The following is a 21,474-nucleotide window of genomic DNA, read 5'->3' on the forward strand; positions in this document are numbered from 1 at the left end:
AGCGCCACCGTGACATCGCGGCGACTCAGCACAGCCTTATGTTCATCCAGAAGAACCTGCTGCTTAACCCACTCAACAGCCGCTTCCCGCTCCGCAGTGTAGCTTACAAAGAGCTCAAGGCCCTCAGAAGTGACCTGCTCGACCGTGTCCGCGGCGCCATCCTTGCCGGGGGTTACCTTTTCCAGAACAACCCTGTAAGACCCCTCATAATTCAGCGCGCTACCGGGAATATTCAGCTTCTCATCCGTAGAACCATTCTGAAGGTGCTCAGCAGGAATGACCTGTTCCAGGGCCTTCTCGCCGGTTGGCTTGCCAGAATCATCCGTTGCCTGAACCGAGAAACGGTAATGACCATCGGTAAGCTTCGGAAGATTCGAGACTCGTGCGGTGAGGGTATTCATCTCCTCGTACGGGCTGATGCGCTTATTCAGAATGTACAAGTCCGGACGCGCTACAGGCTGGTCAGGGTTAGGCTGCGTAGACCGCACGGGAAGGAACTCAGCGACACTGGTCAGTAGGCTACCGCTGTACTCCTCCTCGCCAGGACGAGGCAGATTAGAACCGTAGATGCCAATCATATAGAGCCTGCCCGGCTTCAACGTACCCGCCGGAATCGTCATCTCCGTGCTGAAGTAACGATTATGGAATCCGCCGCAAAGTTGTCCGCAACTTGTCAGCGGAATTATGTCGGAGAAAACAGGGCGTCCCATAATCTTTCCGGTGGCCGGGTCAGCCTCGTAGAGGGTGAGGTGCGCAACCGATTCATGACCACCTACCGCATGAGGATCGAGGATATGGTAGCCCTCAACCGTCAGAGTGGTATCCTGCCACGGCTTATCGATCGCCGAAATGCTGTAGCGGTACGTTGGCTGAACAGGCTCAGGGTCACGCACTACCGGCAGAGAAGCTCGTGCCGTAAGACGGCGGTCTGTCGACTCCCAACGCAAATCCGGCTCAGCTTCATCAGACGGGTAGAACGTCAACACGACATCGAAGAGAGTGCCCTCGGGTACATCAAAGATTTGCTTGCGAACATCAAAGGTGAACGTAATGCTTCCATCAGGGTTTTCATGAACCTTCCCCTGATTTCGAAGGGTAGCGACTCTCTTACCGTACTGGGCTTCAGGTAGCTTACTGCCGTAGCTTGACCACTCGTAGTCCTTCCCTCGCTCCACAATGCCGAACTCGAAGAGCGTGTACTTCTTGCGGAACTCAGCACTCAGCGGTGCAGTCGTCACAGAGACAGTGCCGCCCTCAGAAATATTGAGGGTACCTGAAGTGACCCTCAAACGCACTTCATCAGATGCGGGAGGATTTATCGGGGTCGGAGGAGCAGCCAGCTGCACGGGCGCAGTGACCGTAAAAATGTGACTACCCTTCTGATAAAGAGAATCTGAGAAAGCTACCCTCAGCTCTGCCTCAGAACCAAGGTACACATTCTGCAACTCCTTGATGACTGCAGAGTCAATTTCAAGTTCTACGGTGCGGGTACCGTCAGGGTTACGGACAACAATAATGTCATGATCAAAGTAAGGAATGTCAGTAATTCCGACGATAGTCTTTCGAGCGGTTTTACTATAAATGTCGACGGATTTGACGTAATACCCCAAATCAACTTCCGGGGAAATGTTAGAAATAGTAACTTTATATTTCCCTGCATGGTACGGATCAAGCGTCTGAGGAGACAGTGAAACCTTGGGAAGGGTATTGCGGTACGTATTGCTCTGGTAAGGCATTTTCGCGGGGTTCTTACCCACAGGAATGAAGGGGAAATCGCGCGCTACAGCGTTAATGCCGAAGGGAGAAGAATCAACCCCAGAGGGATAAGATCCAACCACGCTCAGATAATACCCCTTACCAGGCTTTAAAAAACCGGCAGGAATCGTAATCTTACGCTGAAAACGACCGTTAGGAATCAGACCATGAAAAACCCGCTTCAAGTACGGAGAATCTGCAGGAACTAAATCCTCGAAATCTAAATAACGATGATAACTTTCAGGATTATTCGGGTCGATTTCCACAAGAGTAAAACTTAGCTTATTCATCCCGTCAAAACCCGAACCCGTCATATTGATTTCAATCGGTTTTCCGGAATTAATCTGCTCCTCCGAAATAGAATCCACATCATAGGTAATAGAAGGCAAAGCAGACTGCGGGAAATTACTCGTCACGGCGAGTGCTGTGCGAATACGGTCCTCAGTGCTCCACTGATAGGGGTGTGCGTCATCCAGCGGACGGTAGGTCAAGATAACTTCGTACTCCATGCCTGCAGGTATACCGTTGGAGGATACTTCCAAGTCGGCGCTGAAAGTTCCGTCTGCTGAAAGCCTCGGAACATCAAAGCGCGGCCCCTGGTATGTGGGCTCCTGGTAAGGACCGACATAGGTAGAGGAACCCTTGGGCGCAATAATGAGGCTACGCAGCTCATGGTGTGCCAAGAATTCGGGAGTGAATCCAGTACCCTCAACATGCACCGTGCCACCAGTCTCAATTTTTAACGTGCCACTGGTGACACGCAAAGTCGGTAGCGAACTGGTCTGCTCGCCCTGGGCTACAGGATTCTGCTGGTTTTCTGTCTGGCGCTGGTTCAAAGCTGCAGCGGGAGAGGCGGGGGTCGCCTGTTCCGGGTCTGCCTGAGCGGGGGCAACCTGAGTCGGCCGGTCAGATGCCGCCTGGGCCGGTGTTGCGAGCGCCGCCGGAGTAATACCCGCAAGCGGGCTCAAACCCAGCAACAGTGACAGGCTGAGCGCGCGGGCGCTCGCCGGGTGGCGCGGCGCAGTTGAGCGGCACCGGGCGCCTCGTGGTGTGAAGAATGAAGACATCATTATCCCATCTACAAAAAACTATACGGTGAGTGAAGCGAGCGAAAAGGTTGAGCAAATCAAAGGTCGGGAAACCGGGGCGCTACTCGCGGGAAGACTCCCATCAGGTAACGCTCCCGATTCCCCTCGCCGGTGCCTGTAAAGGATGCTAGGGGCGGGACAGGTCCAGCTGTTGAGCCTGCGGCACAACGACTCGAAGAATACAGCCCGCCAGACCCCTCACGCACCGAAACTAACTAAGACGGCTGCCGCCGTGCGCCATACGGTACAGCATGACCGAGAACTCCGAAGAAGAAACAGCATCCGAACTGAAACCCTCGGCATAGCGGTGATCATAATCCTTATAACCCCAGATGAACTGCTGAGTAGCCCACAGCGACTCCCGCCAGAACGCAGTATCCGTACGCCCATAATCGGACCAATGCGAACGCGAAACCCGGACGGGAGAATCACCCGGCACGCTACTGTTCTTGGGCACAGACGAAGACGGCACACTGCTCGACTCCGGCGCAGGAGCCGGGGCAACCATCCGCTGGTACCTGTACAGGAACGCCACCGCAGAACGTGTCGAAAGGGCTGCCTCCGGGTGGAATTTGCCGTCCTCCCAGCCGAAGGTAATACCCTTCTGACGAGCCCAAATGTACGCGGCGTAGTCCGGGTCGTTCGGTGCCACATCCGCGTAAGGGCTGGTTGCAGGCAGCTCAGCATGAGGCGCGCCCGCCAGGCGGTACAGCGCCACCGTGACATCGCGGCGACTCAGCACAGTCTTACTCTCATCCAGAAGAGCCTGTTTCTTGACCCATTCGACAGCAGCCTTCTGCTCCTCAGCAGTATTCGCCAAGAGATCAAGATTCTCAGAAGCCACCGGCTCGACCGCATCCGCGGCACCATCCTTGCCCGGGGTTACCTTCTCCAGAACAACCCTGTACGCTCCCTCATAATTCAGCGCGCTACCGGGAACGTTCAGCGTCTCCTCAGCGGCACCATCGTGGATGCGCTCAGCGGGAATAACCTGCTCCAGAGCCTTCTCACCGGTCAGCTCGCCGAAAATATCCGTTGCCTGAATCGAGAAACGGTAATAGCCCTCGGCAAGCTTCGGAAGATTCGAGACGCGTGCGGTGAGAGTATTCATCTCCTGATACGGGTTGACGCGCTTATACGGAATGTACAAATCCGGACGCGCTACAGGCTGGTCAGGATTCGGCTGGTTATCACTCGGCTGCCCCGACCGCACCGGAAGGAACTGCGCAACACTGGTCAGCAAGCTACCGCTGTACTCCTCCTCACCCGGGTGAGGCAGATTAGAACCGTAGATACCAATCATGTAGAGCCTACCCGGCTTCAACGTACCCGCCGGAATCGTCATCTTCGTGCCGAAATAGTTATTGCGGAAACCCGTACAGTGATGCAAGCAGTTGCCCGTCAACGGAACAGCATGGGAGAAAACAGGGCGTCCCATAATCTTTCCGGTAGCCGGGTCTGCCTCGTATAGAGTGACGTACGCCTGGCTGTCGTATCCACCTACGATATTCGGGGGAAGAATATGGTAGCCCTCAACCGTCAGAGTCGTATCCTGCCACGGCTTATCAATCGCCGAAATGCTGTAGCGGTACGTCGGCTGGTCAGGCTCAGGGTCGCGCACCGTGGGCAAGGGAATTCGTGCCGTAAGACGATAATCTTCATACGGATAGTCGTGCGGGTCAGGCTTATCGGACGGGTAGTAGGTCAGCACCACATCGAAGAGCGTACCCTCCGGAACCATCATCCACTGCTTCGGAATGTCAAGAGTGAACGTGACGCTCCCGTCAGGATTATCGTGGGCCTTGCCCTCAGCGCGGAGGCCGGCAACCTTGCTGCCGTACTGCGCCTCAGGAAGGGGATTGCCGTAATATGGCTCAAGGTAATTCTCACCGCGCTCCACAATGCCGAACTCATACAGCGTGTACTTCGCGCGGAACTCGGCACTCAGCGGCGCAGTGGTCACAGAGACGGTACCGCCCTCAGAAATGTTGAGGGTGCCCGAGGTGAGCTTCATGCCAACCGGGTTGTCAGGTTTCTTATCCTCAGCAGGGGTGGGAGGGGTCAATGGGGTAGGGGAATCCGCCAGCCGAACTGGTGCAGTAACCGTAAAATTATGAATCTCTGAACCGTAGTAAGGATTATCTGAGAAATAGACCCTCAGTTCCGCTTCGGAACCCAAATACACGCCCTGTAGCTCTTTAATATCCTCAGCATTAATTTCAAGTTCTACGGTTTGGGTGCCGTCGGGGTTACGGACCACAATTTTGTCACGTTCATAGTAATGGTCACTATTAACGCTGAGGTTGGCAATCGTTTTTTGAGCAGTTTTATTATAAACACTGATTGACCCGATATAGTACCCCAAATCAACTTCCGGGGAAATATTAGAAATAGTAACTTTATATTTCCCCTCATGGTACGGGTCAACCGTCTGAGGGGACAGCGAAACCTTCGGAAGGGTATTGCGGTACGTATTGCTCTGGTAAGGCATTTTCATGGGGTTCTTGCCCACAGGAACGAAGGGGAAGGCACGCCTCATAGCAATCGGGCCTGAAGGAGAGTCTCCCTGTACCGACAGATAATAACCCTTGCCTGATTTCAAAAGACCGGCAGGAATCGTAATTTTATGCTGAAAATGACCGTTAGGAATTAGGTCATGAAAAACCCGCTTAGAATACGGAGAATCCGAAGGGTCAAAAGGTTCCAGCTCCTTGATATATTTATGGGTAACATTTGCAGACGGGTCATATTCTACGAGAGTAAAACTTAGCTTATTCATCCCGTCAAAACCCGAACCCGTCATATTGATTTCAATCGGTTTTCCGGAATTAATCTGCTCCTCCGAAATAGAATCCACATCATAGGTAATAGAAGGCAGAACAGACGCCGGAAAATCATTCGTCACAGGGAGCGCCGTACGAATACGATCCTCAGTATTCCACTGATAGGGGTGCGCTTCATCTAGCGGGCGGTAGGTCAAAATAACTTCGTACTCCATGCCCGCAGGTATGCCGTTGGAAGATACTTCCAAGTCAGCGCTGAAAGTCCCGTCTGGGGCAGGCGCCGGAACGTCAAAGCGCGGCCCCTGGTATGTTGGCTCCTGGTGAGGACCCACGTAGGTAGAGGAACCCTTGGGCGCAATAATGAGGCTACGCAGCTCATGGTGCGCCAAGAATTCGGGAGTGAAGCCGGCACCCTCAACATGCACCGTGCCTCCGGCATAAATTCTTAGTGCTCCGCTAGTGACGCGCAGAGTCGGTAGCGAACTGGTCTGCTCGCCCTGGGCTACAGGATTCTGCTGATTGTCTGCTTGTTTCTGAACCAAAGCTGCAGCGGGGGAGGCTGGGGTCGCCTGCGCCTGCTGCTCAGGTGCCGCCTGGGTCGGTGTTGCGAGTGCCGCCGGGGTGATACCGGCCAGCGGACTCAAACCCAACAGTAGCGACAGGCTGAGCGCGCGGGCGCTCGCCGGGTGGCGCGGGGCGCCTCGTGGCGTGAAGAATGAAGACATCATTATCCCATCTACAAAAAACTGTGCGGTGATTGAAGCGAGCGAGTAGATGAAGCGAGCGAAGAAGTCGAGCGGATAAAACGTGAAAAGAAAACCCCGAACAGGGGAGAAGAAGCCCCGTAAAGCCTGGTGCCGGGCAAAAGAACTCGCAGAAGGCAGGGAAGAAAAATCGGGACGGTACCGGCGGGCTGAAAAGTCGAACTAATCCGAACATTCCAGCCCACCGGTTACCCCTCACCACAACTGGGCGCTACTTGAGATGGCTACCGCCGTGCTCCATGCGGTAGAGCATCAACGCCAAGTCATAGACAGACGTTGTCTCCATGAAAAAGCGTTCGTGTTCCCAACCCCTGGTGTAGCCCCAAATGCGTTGCTGCACAGCCCACCGAGATTCACGCCAAAAAGCACTACCCTCCTCCAAATCCAGAACCCATGGGTTAGCGCTCACCTCAGATTCATCCGACCCCGGCAGGCTACCGTTACGAGACTGCGGTGCGGCAGTCGGCAAGCCGGGAGACATCATACCGCGCGAACGCTGATACCTGTACAGGAACGCCGCCGTCGAATAATTGTGCATGTTCATCTCCGGGTGGAAATTCCCATCCGCCCAACCGAACGTAATGCCCTTCTGACGAGCCCAAATATACGCGGCGTAGTCCGGATCATCCGGAGTGATATCTCCATAAGGACTCGTCGCCGGAAGCTCCACTCTCGGCGAACCCGCAAGACGGTACAGCGCCACCGTCACATCGCGGCGCGTCATATAGCTGTTCCTACCTGAATCAGAAAACTCAGGAAGAACCTGACGGCGCTTAAACCATGCCCAGGCGGCGTTGACCTCCTTATTCTTCGTAAACTGCAGCTGTAGATCCTTCGAAGTAAGCTGCTCAACCGACTCAACCGTACCGTCCTTGCCGGCAGTCACCTTTTCCAAGAAGAGCCTGTACGAGCCGTCATAATTCAGCGGCGCACCGGAGATGGTCAGCTTCTCATCCATCGTGCCGTCATGGATGCTCTCAGCAGCAATCTCCTGCACCAGCGTCTTCTGACCGGTCAGATGTCCCTGCTCATCAACATGTTGTACCGAGAAACGGTAAGAGACCCCAGGCTGCTTCTTCAAACCGACGGCGCGTACCGGCAAGATATTTTCCTCATCATAAGGGCTCACCGTCGTAGCCTTCAGAAACATCTCAGGGCTAGCCGATTCCTTATTAAGCGAACGTACCGGAATGAAATCTGCAACATCATTCAGCAACTCACCGGGGTAATTCTCATCCTCCGGACGGTCTTTACCGTAGAAACCAATCTTATAGACCTTACCCGGCTTAAGCGTTCCCCCAGGAATCGTAATAGACGTCTTAAAATGCCAATTCAGGAAATAAACGCGCTCTCCACTACGGGAAGCCGGGTACGGAATCCGAGTGGTGAATTCTGGTTCGCCTACAATCTTTCCGGTCTTCGGGTCGACTTCATAAAAAGCCAGAAGCGCGGGGCCATCCTTGCCCTCTCGACTACCGCTCGTAAGGATATGGAACCCCTCAATCGTCAGAGTCGTATCCTTCCACGGGTCATCAATTGCGGGCACACTGAAAATGTACGTCGTCTCAGTCGGCTTAGGGTCCTGCACAACATTAATAGGTGCACGCGCCACAAAACGGAATTCGGACGGCCAAGAATCCTCCCGGTGGCCCTTCTTGTGGTACGTCAAAATGACGTCGAAAAGAGTGCCTTCATTAGCCTCAATAATGTACGGCCCAATATTGAGAAAGAAGGTGTAGCTCCCGTCTGGGTTTTCTACCATCTGCTTCGGGTTGGGATCACGGTCAAAGAGGTAGCCAAAGTAGGCATATCCGTCAATGCGGGCATACGCGGCTTTGAAGTACGAAGAACCGCGGTCAACCAGAGAAAATTCGTAGAATTCGTAATTCTGGCGGAATTCAGCACTGAGCGGAGGCGTCGTCAGCGTTACTGTGCCGCCTCGAGAAATGTTGAGAGTCTCAGGAGAGACTTTAAACCCTTCCATTTCAGGATGGCGAGATTCATCTACCTTCGGAAGCGAAGACGTGGCTTCGTCAGCATCTTCTTGAGCTGCGGCGGGGGAGGCGGGGGTCGCCTGTTCCGGGTCTGCATGAGCAGGTGCAACCTGTGCCGGTTGTGCCGGGTGTTCGGGAGCCGCCAGCGCCGCCGGGGTGATACCGGCAAGCGGGCTCAAACCCAGCAGCAACGACAGGCTGAGCGCACGGGCGCTTGCCGGATGGCGCGGAGAGGTGGAACAGCGCCGGGCGCCTCGTGGTGTGAAGAATGAAGACATCATTATCCCATCTACAAAATTTATACGGTGATTGAAACGAGTGAGTAGATGAAGTGAGTGAAAAAGTTGAGCGGATAAAGCCTGAAAAGACCCCCCCCAAAAAAACAGAGGAGAAGTAGCCCCGTAAAGCCTGGTGCTAGGCAAAAGAACTCGCAGAGGCAGGGAAGAAAAACCGGGGTGGCACCGGCAGGCTGAAAAGTCGAACTACGTCGAGCATCCCAGCCCACCGGTTACCTCACTCACCACGACCCGGCGCTACTTGAGGTGGCTGCCGCCGTGCGCCAAGCGGTACAGCATCAACTTCAAATCACCAGAGGAAACGAAAGACCTATCAAAGTCCTCATAGACGTATTCCCCATCAACGCGGTAACCCCACATGCGGTGATCAACAGCCCACTGAGCCTCACGCCAAAAAGCGCTACCCTGACGAACCTTATGCTGCCAGCCGCTAGCACTCCGAGGCGCATCCTGGTTACCCGGCACAGACAAGCTACGCGGCAACGAGGCAGAGGTCGGCGCCTTCGGCGTGACCTGACCCATCGCCTTCTGGTACCTGTACATGAACGCCACCGTCGACGGGGTCGAAAGCTTCGCCTCCGGGTGGAACTTGCCGTCCGCCCAGCCGAAGGTAATACCCTTCTGACGAGCCCAAATGTACGCGGCGTAGTCCGGGTCGTTCGTTGCCACATCCGCGTACGGGCTAAAAGCAGGCAGCTCAACCTTCGGGGAACCAGCCAATCGGTACAGCGACACCGTCACATCGTGGCGCGTCATACCGCTATGCCAGGACATCGGCGAAGGATTAGGCAAAATATCACGATCAGCAAACCACTGCTCAGCAGCCTGCAACTCACCCTCACGCGTCAGCTTCAGAGGAATATCCTCGAAAGCAAGCTGCTCCACCGACTCGCCGGCACCATCCTTACCGGGGGTGACCTTCTCCAAGACCAGACGATAAGCACCCGAATAGCTCAGCTGCTGAGCGATCGTCAGATTCAGCTCCACCCTGCCATCCTTGATGAGGTCAGCCGGAATCGCCTGCTGGAACACCGTCTGACCGGTCAAACGCCCCTGCTCATCAACATGCTGCACTGAGAGGCGGTACGATCCTTCACCCGGCGCAAAGAGCCCGGTAGCGCGTGCCGTAAACAAGTTCGTCTGCGCGTACGGGTTCAGGCCCACCGACCCAAGGTGCAGTGTGGGCCCCGCGGACTCCTGCTCGGGAGAATGCACCGGAAGGAACTCGGCAACATCATTCAGCATAGAACCCGGAGAATCTTCCATGCCGGGGTAAGGCAACCCGTTCCCATACATACCAATAAAGTAGAGCTTGCCCGGCTTCAACGTACCCGCAGGAATCTTCAGCTCCGCACTGAAATAGTTATTGCGGAACCACCTGGTGTTAACCCCGTAGTACGTGTAGTCATCCCGCTGAGTGAACACAGGCTCACCCACCATCTTTCCCGTTGCAGGGTCAGCCTCATAGATAGCGATGACCGGCCAATCATTACCAACCATTTCACTAGCCTGGGAGAGGATATGGCGTCCCTCAACCCGCAGCGTCGTATCCTTCCACGGGTCATCGATAGCGGATTGACTGAAGGTGTAGGTCCCACGGGTCGGTTGCGCATCCTGAACCACATCAATATGGGCGCGGGCATACAAACGGTTGGACCTACTCGAAGGTTCCGGCTCAGCTTCATCCAACGGGTAGTAGGTCATCACTACATCGAAGAGCTCACCGTCGGCAGCCTCAACGTACTGCGGGGGAACCTTAAACGTGTAGGTGAGGCTACCGTCCGGGTTCTCCCGCACCTGATGATCCAGATCCTTGAGCATCCCGCCGTACTCGTCGAGAGGCGCATAAATATTGTGTTCCGCATACACGTACACCGACCCGCGCTCCACCAGAGCCAGCTCGTGGAAAGTGTACTTCTTACGGAACTCGGCGCTCAACGGGGAAGTCGTCACCGACACCGTGCCACCCTGAGAAATATTGAGGGTTCCCGAATCGACCTTCAACTTAACATTCGCCGGGTTCTCCCAATCAACAGCATCAGCGGCAGGAGGGGCCATCGGAAGCTGCGCGCTCACCGTGAACTTATGGCTACCGTACGAATACTGAGAATCCGAGAACACCACACGCACTTCAGCCATCGAACCGCGAGAAGAAGGCCTATTGTAGGAATCACCGTGAACCTTATACTCAACCTCCACGGTCAGAGTGCCGTCAGCGTTGCGGGTTACCAGCTCGTCACGCTTATAGTATTGACCCGCTACATCATTCCTCGCAAAATATCCCTGCTCACCAGAGGTAGCGTTATAAATCGACACAGAGTCAAGGTAGTACCCCAGGTCAACCTCGGGGGAAATATTAGAAATAGTTACCTTATAGACGCGGTCCTGACCGGGATCAAAATCCTGCGCGGCAACAGATACCTTCGGCAGGGTATTCCTGAACGAATTATCCTGATACGCCATGCGCGCAGGGCTATTACCCACAGGAACGAAGGGGAACTTGCGCGTCAGCTTATTCCACCCGTGGGTTTCTACACCGGAAACACCCAGGGAATACCCCTTACCGGACTTCAAAACTCCCGCGGGGATAGTGACCTTTTTCTGGAAATAGCCGTTAGGAATCAGGCCCTTGAAAATGCGCTGATTCTCTTCCGTATCCGGTGCCTTCAGTTCACCAAGCGAAGCCACATTATCGTTCGTGACCTTTCCCTGCTCATCATGCTCGGACAAGGTGAACTTCACGGAGCTGACATCCTGAAAACCGGTACCCGTCAACGTCACCTCAACCGGCTGACCGGAAGCAATCTGCTCCTCAGAAATAGCCGAAACATCATAGGTGATGGAGGGAAGGACAGCCTTCGGGAGGTTGAACTCCACCGGCAGCGCCGTACGGACGCGGTCCTCAGTGTTCCACGCGTAGGGGTGGGCATCGTCTACGGGGCGGTAGGTCAGAATGACCTCGTACTCCAGGTTCGCCGGCAGGCTATTCGCCGGAACCGTCAGGTCATCGCTGAAACTGCCGTCAGCAGCCGGTTTCGGGGCGTCAAAGATAAGGCCGCGGTGATCGACCTTTTGGTAGGGGTTAGCGTAGGTTGAAGAGCCCTTCGGGGCAATCGTGAGGCTACGTAGCTCATGATGCGCCAAGAACTCGGGGGTCAGCCCGGTACCCTCCACGTGGACGGTGCCGCCGTGGAGAATGTCGAGGGTTCCGCTGGTCACGCGTAGGGTCGGCAGGGGTGCATCCTGCTTATCACCCTGCGCGGGCGCATTCTGTACGGGTGCTGCTTGAAGTGCTGCCTGCTGCTTGCCTGTCTGCTGCGTATCTGCCTGCTGGGCGGGGGAGGCGGGCGCCGCCTGAGCCGCCACCGGCGTCAAAGCCAGCAGCGGAGTCAAGCCCAACGCCAGGGAAACACCCACAACTTTTCGGTGTGTACCATGGGGCGGTTTAAAGAATGAGGACATCATTATCCAATCTGAATTTTCTGCATGAAAGAGGGCGAATGAGAAAAGAAGTTGAGAGGATAAATGAGTGACAGTCCACCGCACCGAACTCGCCCCGAATCCATATCGTAGAGGAGCCGTAGCGGCGGCATGCTGAAGTGCAATTTCAGCCTACCAACCCGCGTCTTAAACAATCAATGAAAACACGAGAAAAACATGCCGATGAGAGTTATAAGACAAAAAATTCAAAAATTACGCCCCGGTTTTAGATAAAGCCCAAACCCCCAAAAGACCACACAATAGAGAGGCAAAAATTGGATACATAACCATCACTAAAAACGGTGCCTAACAGCGTCCGCACTAGAAAACAGGCACACGAAAAGGGGCGGTGAAAGAAAAACTCTCACCGCCCCTTCTATAGGCTATAGGCCACTATCTTCAGCTGCTGTTCGCAGAGGTCAACCCAAGCTAAAACACGCGGGCTCAACCACCCGGTTCAAGGCACCTGCCGAATCTTAGTCATCGATATAGGGGCTGTTGGGGATGGTGTCAAGCATGTCGAGCATTGACAGGACACGAGCCAGCTCCTCGCGGGTAGCAGTCTTGGTCGGACGGAAATCCTTGCTCTTATAGTGATATCTCGTATCGATATTCACCGACGAGTGCAGCCACACCGACTCGGTGTAGAACGGGGCACCCGGCTTCATATCCTGCGGGGTAGTGGGACGGAACCAATAAGAACGACGACCGGGGGTAAGCATAAAGTAACGGTAGAAGAACGCAGCCATCGTAGCGCGGCTAGCCACCGCCTCCGGGTGCATCTTACCGTCAGACCAGCCCGAGGTCAGACCATTCTGGTACGCCCAAATGTATGCCGAGTAACGCTCATCCTTCGGGGACACATCCGGGAAAGGAGAACGCGCAGGAAGCTTCACCTTCGGTGAGCGGGCGCCTCGGTAAATTGCATCCATCAGGTCGCCGCGAGTCACCGCACGCTGAGGGTGGAAGCAACGATCCTTATCAATCAGCAGAATCTTTGCGCTACATGACCTGTAGATATCGGGGGCGTACTCGCCATCCATATCAATATCCACAATGAACGGTGCCCACGCGAACTCAGTGTTAATCGTTGGGCGAACCTCAATAGTGCGCAGGATGGTGTACTGCTCACGGCGCGGACGAAGAGACAGACGAACCCCGTAGTTTCCCTTCGGGCCGGCAGTGATGTCACGATTAATGACGTGGTGCCTTACATAGAGGTCATTCTCAATGCGCTTCTTCGGCTCAAGAGCGAAGAAATAGAACTGAGTGAAGCCCTTCTCCTTGGTGTAGTAGCCAGCCTCAATGTATGGGGTGTACAGGCCAGTATCAAGCACAGCCTGCAAACCGGTAATCTCGTAGCTGAGGTTGAAGCCGCTAATATCAAACGACGCCTCGGTAATCTTGAACGTCAGCGGGGTGGTCTTAACGTCCAAGGTGGCAGCCTGGGCGCTCTGCTCGCCGGCATGGTGTGCACCCAAAGCGCCAGCGACTGTTAGTGCTGCCGCACCCTTAAAAAGGGCGCGACGAGAGGAAAAAGTAGACATATCATTGTCCTATCGATGTGTTTCTGAGTGGTTACTTCTACGCTAGCAAACCAATAACCATTGGTTAAACCTCTAGTCGTTTGTTATACGTACGTGGCGTGACGTGTTTCCATGTGTGCTGGGTTGAGAATGTGAATGTTAGTGAGTGAAATACCCGCCACCAATGGCGAGACGTTTAATACTATAAACATTTTTACTCGCAAAAAGAAGGCGGATAGTTGGACACTAACCGCCTTCTCTGCTCATCAAAAGCTACCCCTAAAATGTGGGGAAATGTGGTTTTACAAGGGGTAATACAGATTTAAGCCACTAGAAAAATAGTTAAAAAATTTTCAATATGATGCAAAAAATAAGCGGAAACAAATAGGTTGGGCAACCTACTGCTCATGCACCAGCAGCGTCAAAATACCCGCCTTACGCGCCGTCGGCAGGGTACACTCCACCGACCAATCCTCGCTGACCTCTTCCAAAAATTCGGCAATACCAGCCGTAGAGCCATCAATTGGACGAGCCGCCAAACCCGACTGAATCAGGTAGCGTGCAAACAGGCCGCGGTAATGCTTCGCCATGTGCGAGACGACCTTACGCGAACCATCAGCAGCCACACGCTCCACACGAACCGCCAGAGTCTGCGACGGGGGAGTCACCCACGACTTTGCGTAGGCGGCAGAACGGCAATCTAGAATCAGCTGGTCCCTCGCAGTCGCTTCCAGTGCGGTACCCAACGCACCCTTCCAGAAGGAGGCGAGCGCACCCACCGATCCCAGCTTCACGCCCATCGAGAGGCGGTAGGCGGGGATTGCGTCTTCGGGGCGCAGAATACCCCACAGTGCCGAAGAAATCAGTAGCGACCAGTGCGCGGCATCGCGTTCGGCGGGGGAGAAGCTCGCATAATCCAGCGCCTCAAAGAGCACACCCGTGTAGGTGCGGATCGCGGGCTGTGCCGGTTCGGTCAGCAAGCGGGTATTGCGTTCCACCTCTGCTGCGAGGGATGCACCCACCTTGAGCTCCGTGAGAGCATCGGGGCCCGAGCTAACTGCCGCCAGCTCCTCCAGGACGCTCTCACGCTCGGCGGTCAGCTCAGGGAACGAGAGGTCAGCGAAGCATACGGGCGCGTTGCCAGCCGGGGCGGGGGTCTTACCTTCAGACGGGGGAAGAAGAATCAGCATCTCTCCAGTGTACCCGCGAGACGCAGTGTAGCTACGAGGCGCAGTGTAGTTGCGAGACGTCAGCGTGCCCGCGAGGTCGCTAGTGTACCCATGTGTACCCGCGAAGCGAACCCGGGAAATAGCCACATCCAAGGGTGTGCGTATAATGGGTTGGGTGAAACGGGCCGTCTGGGCAATCGCGAGGCACACGTGCTTCGAGGAAAGTCCGGGCTCCACAGCACAGGATGGTGGATAACATCCACTCGGGGTAACCCGCAGGCCAGTGCCACAGAAAGTAAACCGCCGCGGTTCGCCGCGGTAAGGGTGAAAGGGTGGTGTAAGAGACCACCAGCGGGCGCGGTGACGTGCCCGGCTAGGTAAACCCCATTCGGAGCAAGGTCAAACAGAATACGCCATGGTAGGGTAGTGCGCCCGATCCCCGTCAGCTTCCTTTACGGAGGTGGGGTGCGTATTCGGGTAGGCTGCTTGAGACGTGCGGCAACGTACGTTCTAGATAGATGATTGCCTCAAAATGCCCCTTCGGGTGGCGTTTTAGACAGAACCCGGCTCATAGGATGACCCGTTTCACGCTACCGTTAGCTGATGGAAAACATCATCGGCTGATGGAAAACGAAGACCGCGAATGCGTTTTTAGAGTGCATTCGCGGTCTTCGTTTTAAACTTCTTGAAAAGGTCTCTGACCTTTAGAAGAGCTCGTGATTAGTGGCCGAACGGATCCGGGTCCACGCCGGGCGTCCACGAGTTACCGTCGACGGTCCAGCCTTCCTTCTTCACGACCTTCTTCATCTTGCTGGTCCACTTCTTGTTCAGGCGGTTCACGTACAGCTTGCCGTCCAGGTGGTCGGTTTCGTGCTGCATGCAGCGTGCGAACCAGCCGGTCGCCTCAAACTGGACGGGGTTGCCGTGCTCGTCAAGACCGTTCACGGTCACCCATTCGGCGCGCTTGAGGGGGAAGCCGTAACCGGGGAAGGACAGGCAGCCCTCTTCCTCCTCGTAGGGGTCCGGGTCAGCGGTAGAAATCTTGCCCAGGGTCAGTACCGGGTTGATGATGCAGCCGCGCGGGGGAACGCCGTCCTCATTCTCCATCTTGTAGGTGAAGATGCGCAGGCCCACACCAATCTGCGGTGCCGCCAGGCCCACACCGTTGGATGCGTCCATGGTTTCGTACATGTCAGCCACGAGCTCCTTGAGCTCATCATTAAACTCGGTGACGGGTGCCGCGGGGCGGTGCAGAACGGGGTTGCCGTGAATAACGATGGGGCGAATAGCCACGGAATTATCCTTTGCTTGTGTTGAACGGGAACTGTTGAGTGGGAACTTACCGGGTGCGCCTGCCTCGTGAAGATGTACCTCATGAAGATGTACTTCGTGAAGATGCGGTGCGCCCTGCTCCCGCTCGCTAGTTTAAAGTGCGGGTGTAAAAGCTCTGTTTCGGTACACCGTGTGCGGGCAAACCGAATCGAGGGTAAGCGAAAGGGCCGTTACGGATAACCATAACGACCCTTTCCATCGGGGTGATCGACGGGGGTTGAACCCGCGACCTCCTGGACCACAACCAGGCGCTCTGCCAACTGAGCTACGACCACCATGTGCTTCGCTTGGTTTCCCTTGCGATATGCAACGGATACTACTGTACAGGAGATTCAGAAACCTGCCAAATCAAAAAGCCGTGATGCTCGTTACATGCCGTGCTTACGCCTCGGATGCCTCAGCCTCACGCTCAGCCGCCTCGCGTGCGGCACGCTCAGCCTCCACCTCACGCGCAATCTGCGCCGAAGCAATCGCATCCGGGCCCTGCGGCACAAAAATAGCGCGGCGGTAATACTTCAACTCATCAATCGAGTCCTTGATATCGCCCAGCGCGCGGTGGTTACCGGTCTTCGCCGGGGCGCTGTGACGAGCCGCCGGGTACCAGCGCGACGCTAGCTCCTTAATGGTCGACACATCAATCACACGGTAGTGAAGGTGCGCCATGACCTCGGGCATGTAGCGCTCCAAGAAGCGCTTATCCATGCCCACCGAGTTGCCGCCCAGCTGCGCCTTGCCCGCCACCGGAACATACTTCTTGATGTAACGAAGCACCTGCTCCTGCGCGTAATCCATCGACACACCGTGCTCAATATCGGGTAGCAGACCCGACGCCTCATGCATCGACCGCACAAAGTCATTCATATTCTCCAGCGCACCGGCAGGAGACTCATCACCGGGCTTAATGACGAACTCAACGCCAGAACCCAGAATGTTCAAATCGGCATCCGTGACCAGAACGCCCACCTCGACGAGAGCGTCGTTCTCCACGTCCAGGCCGGTCATCTCGCAGTCAATCCATACAATACGTTCACTAGAAATACTCACTCTCCCACTCTACCCCCAAACGCTGCCGGCCTGGCGGGTAGCACGTCACAAAAGGGGTACAAGAGGGCGCAAGAAAGGTACGAGCGGATGCGCAAACGGCGGCAGCGGGGGAGAACTGCGCCACTCTGCGTGCCCTTGAGGCGTGTCCACAAGCGTCTTCGCAACAGTGATTCTCGCAAGTGCATCCAAGGGCTCCGGTATGATAAAAACCAGAACGACGATGCAGACAGAAAGGGAGTTATGCGCGCACCAAAGGAGCTAGCACACCGGCTCACCACCCCCGGTGCACACGACGCACCTCTCTCACCCAAACTCTTGGACTACGTCAATAATCACCGTCTGCGCACGCTGATTATCGGCACCATCGGCTCCATCATGGTCACCCTCGGCTCCTACGCCGTCGGCTGGCTCGCCGACAGCTCCAGCTTCTGGCGCTACGACATTATTCGAGCCATCCGATTCGAAGCAGCATGGGTCATCACCGGCATTATTCTGCTCGCCCTCGGCGCTATGATCATGTGCCGTGAATGGCTGCGCATCTACCAGAAAATGGGCGACTGGAACGAACCCAACGCCATGCGGTGGATGATTGCCGTCACCGCCAGCTGGTCCCTGCCGCAGATTTTCGCGTTCACCATCTACAGCCGCGACATGTTCTCCTACTACGGTCAGGGCATGGTCATGGCGCACGGCCTCAACCCGTACAAGCACGGTGTCTCCGAAATCTCGAACTTCATGCAGAACGGTGCGGACCCCATGTGGGCGGAATCCCCGCCCCCGTACGGACCGGTCTCCCTCAAATTTGAAGAGTGGATTGTGCGCCTGGCGGGGGAGAATATCGACCTCTCCCTCTTCTACTTCCGCCTGCTCTCCGTGTTCGCGGTCATCGGCATCCTCTTCTACGTGGCAAAACTCGCCCAGGCGCACGGCTTCAACCAGGTCCGCGCTCTCTGGCAGATTGGCCCGAACCCGCTGTTCATCGCATCGTTCATTGCCAGCGGCCACAACGACTCGCTCATGACCATGTTCATGCTCGGAGGCCTCTACTACGCCAAGCGCTACCGCGACACCTGGTGGGGCGGCCCGCTCGGCGTGACCTTCGTAGCCCTCGGCGTTGCCGTCAAGCCGCTCGCCCTCGTGGTACTGCCCTTCGTGGGTCTGCTCTGGGCTGGTAAGAACGCCTCCTGGCCGCGCAAGTTCATCTTCTGGGCATTCTCCGGCGTGCTGCTGCTCGTCGAAATGGCGCTCATGGGCTGGGTGACCGGACTGGAATTCGGCTGGATTAAGGCACTGTCCACCACCGGCGGCCAGTACATCTGGTACACCCCCTTCGGCCTAGTCATCGGCGCCGCATCCCTGTTCGTTCAGGGAGACACCTTCGAGGTCATCCGCAAGCTCATCGAGACCGTCGGCAAGGGCATCGGCATGCTCGGCGCAGTAGCCATGGCATTCGTTGGACGCGACCGCAACATCGTGCGCCACGCCGGCCTCGCAATCCTGTTCATGCTCCTGTGCAGCCCCATGATTCAGCCCTGGTACCTGCTCTGGGCAATCCCGATGCTCGCCGCAACCGGCCTGCGCTCGCACTTCCAGCTCATGTGGTACTTCATCACCACGCTGTTCTTCATGGCGTACGGTGTGAGCGACCAGCTGAACGTGTCGCCCTACCTGCGCGATTTCAACCAGGACATGGGCCGACTCATCGCGACCGTCATCTGCCTGGGCTACATCATCTACCTGGTCGCCCTCGACCCGGCAACCCGCCGCCTGGTGTACGTGAGCCTGCACCCCACGCAGATTCGCCGCACCACCATCCGTCTGTGGTGGCAGCTGTTCCCCGGTGCATCAAGCCGCCGTGCACGCCGCCGCGAGGTGAAGAAAGCAGAACGGGAAGCCGCCAAGGTAGGCTCCTAGCGCGAACTCCTAGTTCGCCAGCCTGGCTTAGCTCAGTGGAACAGCCCCGCGTGAGATGCGCTGTGCATGAGAAGCATAAATTCTCATGTACCCTAGAGGAAGGCCTCAGTAGCTCAGAGGATAGAGCAGGAGCCTTCTAATCTCTTGGTCGGGGGTTCGATTCCCTCCTGGGGCGCCACATAGAAAAACCGCCCCGCACCCTAAACTCAGGGTGCGGGGCGGTTTTTCTTTATGCTTTTTGCGTGCGTGCCGGGAAGCTACTTCTTGGTCGGGGCTACTTCTTCTTAGTGGGGTTCGTGTCCTTGCAAGAGTTGAGGATGCGCTCCATAACCTTCTTCTCGTCCGCGGTGACCCACAGCTTGTACTTCGCCTTTACGTGCACCTGGCGTGCTACGTAGGTGCAGCGGTAGGCGGTGTTGCTCGGCAGCCAGTCGGCGGCGTCCGCATCGGACTTCTGCTGGTTTGCCGGGCCGTCTGCAGCGAGCAGGTTCTCCGGGTCGTTCGCCAGCTGGCGGCGCTGCTCTGCAGTCAGATCCTGCGCGCCGGTCTGCCATGCGTTCGAAAGAGCCACCACGTGGTCAATCTGCACCGCCGAGGAGGTCTTCTTGCCGCGCTTGAACTCGATGGTTTTGCCGGTGTACGGGTCATCCAGAGTGCCACTAATCACGGTGCATGCGTGGGTCCTGACCTTGAAACGAACATTGGTCAGGTCGCGGCGCAGAATATCGTCACGAGTGTTGCACTTGTTACCGTCAACGTCATCCCAGGCGGGTCCGAACTGATCACGAGAGTAGCCGGCCTTCGATGCGCGTTCCTTCACCTGCAGGGACGCCAGCTCACTCTTCGCGGTTGCCAGATCCGGTGCGAGCGCGGTCGCGGGATCAACCGCCTTGTACGGGTTCTTGACCTCGGCGAGGGTTTCAGTCTGAACGTTGGTCTCTTCATCATCGGTGGTAGAAGAGGTGCTCTTATCGGTGCCGAGCAGCCCGTCCACACCGTTCTTGCTCACGTAGACCAGACCAATAATCAGCACGATTACGGCAAACACAGCGAGCAGACCGTAAATAAGGCGCTTCTTCTGCGGGTCCATCGAATCGGGCAGCTTGGGCAGGTTGCGCTGCAGCTGCTGAAGTTCCTGCAGGGATGGCAGGTTGTTGTTCGCGGGCTTTTTGCTCACGGGTTCTCCAAGGCGGGTAGGCGGGATGCGGCTGAGTGCACCGCATCATCAAGGATAGAGTGCGCGGGATAGAAATAGTTAACTTGAGGGCAAAAATAGCCGCCTCGACGCTGAGATACCTATCACGATGTCGGATGGGGCGTAGTCGTCATATTTCTGCAGGGAATGCGTTGCCCGCAGGCGATTTTTGAAAAAACGGGGTGAAAAGTTCAAAAATCCTATCCACAGGCGGTGCTCAAAACCGCAAAACGCGCGGTTATCCACAGAACCGGTAACCGCCGGATGCGGGGTCGGGTCATCCCTGGCAAGGTGAAGGAACCCACCCACTAGTTTCTAAGGAGAAACCATGAGCGACACCATCCTGATTCGCGGATTCACCGCCTCCGACCCGGCACTGAGCACCCTGCCCAACGGGGTGCCCGTCGTGAACTTTCGCCTCGCCAGCACCCCGCGCTGGCAGGATGCCACCGGCACCTGGAAAGAAGGCACCACCAACTGGTACACCGTGAAAGCCTACCGCCGCCTCGCCCAGAACATTGCCACCTCCATTGAAAAGGGGCAGCCGCTGGTCGTGAGTGGCCGCCAGCGCATTAGCCGCTGGAACCGCGAAGACGGCACGCAGGGCACTACCGTAGAGGTGGATGCCCTCGGCATCGGTCACGACCTGAACTACGGTACGAGCACCTTCGCCCGCACCGTGGAGAAGCGCACAGTCAACGAGGGATCCATGCAGGGTGCACCTCAGCAGGGCGCACCTCAGCTGGGTATGCCGGGTGCGCCGTTGCAGGAGGCGCCACAACCGGGCATGTCTCAGTACACGCAGCACTATGCCCCGCCGCACGCACCCCAGCAGAACGCGGAGGCGTCGGGTGTGGCCGCTCCGGGTGCTCCTGCACAGAACGGGGGAGTGCAGAATAGCGCATCCCAGGGCGGGGGAGCGCAGAGTGACGAACCCCCCTTCTAAAAGTGCTCCCCGGATGCTTGCATAAACGCGGGTGCATTGGGATAATGGAGCATTGTGTTGACATCGGGCACGCCCCTGCCGCAGGGGGAAGAGCGACCAACGATGTCAACCTTCGGGCACCAATCCTGTCCGAAGCATGAAGTTTTCTGTCCCGCAGTGGGGCAGAGCAATCTGAGTCTATTTGACCT

11 protein-coding genes, 2 tRNA genes and 1 other RNA gene are annotated in these 21,474 nt (G+C 56.3%); 4 read left to right on the forward strand and 10 right to left on the reverse strand.

All coding sequences use genetic code 11. The features are described from left to right. From HMPREF2980_RS09505 to HMPREF2980_RS03445, 6 genes are all read right to left on the reverse strand, one after another. On the reverse strand, positions 1 to 2,825 hold a 2,825-nt coding region (locus tag HMPREF2980_RS09505; RefSeq protein ID WP_070690171.1), incomplete at its 3' end, for a hypothetical protein. Between the two features lie 229 nt (positions 2,826 to 3,054). Continuing rightward, positions 3,055 to 6,354 carry an S-layer homology domain-containing protein gene (locus HMPREF2980_RS03425; RefSeq protein WP_070690172.1) on the reverse strand — a complete coding sequence of 1,100 codons (3,300 nt, stop codon included), beginning with the start codon at positions 6,352 to 6,354 and terminating at the stop codon, positions 3,055 to 3,057. A gap of 247 nt (positions 6,355 to 6,601) precedes the next feature. Next, the gene (locus tag HMPREF2980_RS03430; RefSeq protein ID WP_049354781.1) at positions 6,602 to 8,665 is read right to left on the reverse strand and encodes a superoxide dismutase; all 2,064 of its coding nucleotides are present in this window, start codon (positions 8,663 to 8,665) and stop codon (positions 6,602 to 6,604) included. 252 nt (positions 8,666 to 8,917) lie between these two features. Then, the gene (locus HMPREF2980_RS03435) at positions 8,918 to 12,097 is read right to left on the reverse strand and encodes a siroheme synthase (RefSeq protein WP_246823658.1); all 3,180 of its coding nucleotides are present in this window, start codon (positions 12,095 to 12,097) and stop codon (positions 8,918 to 8,920) included. Positions 12,098 to 12,636: 539 nt separating this feature from the next. Then, on the reverse strand, positions 12,637 to 13,707 hold the full coding sequence (locus HMPREF2980_RS03440) for an S-layer homology domain-containing protein (protein WP_070688835.1): 1,071 nt from the start codon (positions 13,705 to 13,707) through the stop codon (positions 12,637 to 12,639). A gap of 377 nt (positions 13,708 to 14,084) precedes the next feature. Next, entirely contained in the window at positions 14,085 to 14,876 is a 792-nt protein-coding gene (locus HMPREF2980_RS03445; protein WP_044145849.1) for a YaaA family protein, read from the reverse strand. A 160-nt stretch (positions 14,877 to 15,036) separates the two neighbouring features. Between HMPREF2980_RS03445 and rnpB the strand changes: the two genes are divergently transcribed. Then, positions 15,037 to 15,442, forward strand: an RNA gene (gene rnpB, locus HMPREF2980_RS03450) — RNase P RNA component class A. A 133-nt stretch (positions 15,443 to 15,575) separates the two neighbouring features. Here the strand turns inward: rnpB and def are convergent. The 3 genes from def to orn all read right to left on the reverse strand — a co-directional run bounded on the left by def (position 15,576) and on the right by orn (position 17,231). Beyond that, positions 15,576 to 16,148, reverse strand: coding sequence for a peptide deformylase (gene def, locus HMPREF2980_RS03455; protein ID WP_005506273.1), 573 nt, complete (start codon positions 16,146 to 16,148; stop codon positions 15,576 to 15,578). Between the two features lie 241 nt (positions 16,149 to 16,389). After that, a tRNA-His gene (locus HMPREF2980_RS03460) sits at positions 16,390 to 16,462 on the reverse strand. Between the two features lie 106 nt (positions 16,463 to 16,568). After that, complete coding sequence (orn, locus tag HMPREF2980_RS03465) at positions 16,569 to 17,231, reverse strand: oligoribonuclease (protein WP_049357078.1); 663 nt, start codon at positions 17,229 to 17,231, stop codon at positions 16,569 to 16,571. Positions 17,232 to 17,471: 240 nt separating this feature from the next. Between orn and mptB the strand changes: the two genes are divergently transcribed. Both mptB and HMPREF2980_RS03475 read left to right on the forward strand, forming a co-directional pair. Further along, positions 17,472 to 19,145, forward strand: coding sequence for a polyprenol phosphomannose-dependent alpha 1,6 mannosyltransferase MptB (mptB, locus tag HMPREF2980_RS03470; RefSeq protein ID WP_070690175.1), 1,674 nt, complete (start codon positions 17,472 to 17,474; stop codon positions 19,143 to 19,145). 102 nt (positions 19,146 to 19,247) lie between these two features. Beyond that, positions 19,248 to 19,323: transfer RNA gene (locus HMPREF2980_RS03475), tRNA-Arg, on the forward strand. Between the two features lie 96 nt (positions 19,324 to 19,419). On the opposite strand, the gene HMPREF2980_RS03480 is transcribed toward HMPREF2980_RS03475, so the two are convergent. After that, positions 19,420 to 20,322 (reverse strand): HNH endonuclease family protein, encoded by a 903-nt coding sequence (locus HMPREF2980_RS03480; protein ID WP_070690176.1) that lies wholly within the window; start codon positions 20,320 to 20,322, stop codon positions 19,420 to 19,422. A 346-nt stretch (positions 20,323 to 20,668) separates the two neighbouring features. Between HMPREF2980_RS03480 and HMPREF2980_RS03485 the strand changes: the two genes are divergently transcribed. Further along, positions 20,669 to 21,286 (forward strand): single-stranded DNA-binding protein, encoded by a 618-nt coding sequence (locus HMPREF2980_RS03485; protein WP_070690178.1) that lies wholly within the window; start codon positions 20,669 to 20,671, stop codon positions 21,284 to 21,286. The last annotated feature ends 188 nt before the right edge of the window (positions 21,287 to 21,474 follow it).

The organism is Rothia sp. HMSC076D04, from assembly GCF_001814645.1.
In the GTDB taxonomy this organism is placed as follows: Bacteria; Actinomycetota; Actinomycetes; order Actinomycetales; family Micrococcaceae; genus Rothia; species Rothia mucilaginosa.

Bases quoted from the DNA above. Each gene is read 5' to 3' on its own strand.
- HMPREF2980_RS03425 (WP_070690172.1), bottom strand. From the start codon at position 6,354: ATGATGTCTTCATTCTTCACGCCACGAGGCGCCCCGCGCCACCCGGCG.
- HMPREF2980_RS03430 (WP_049354781.1), bottom strand. From the start codon at position 8,665: ATGATGTCTTCATTCTTCACACCACGAGGCGCCCGGCGCTGTTCCACC.
- HMPREF2980_RS03440 (WP_070688835.1), bottom strand. From the start codon at position 13,707: ATGTCTACTTTTTCCTCTCGTCGCGCCCTTTTTAAGGGTGCGGCAGCA.
- HMPREF2980_RS03445 (WP_044145849.1), bottom strand. From the start codon at position 14,876: ATGCTGATTCTTCTTCCCCCGTCTGAAGGTAAGACCCCCGCCCCGGCT.
- mptB (WP_070690175.1), top strand. From the start codon at position 17,472: ATGCGCGCACCAAAGGAGCTAGCACACCGGCTCACCACCCCCGGTGCA.
- HMPREF2980_RS03485 (WP_070690178.1), top strand. From the start codon at position 20,669: ATGAGCGACACCATCCTGATTCGCGGATTCACCGCCTCCGACCCGGCA.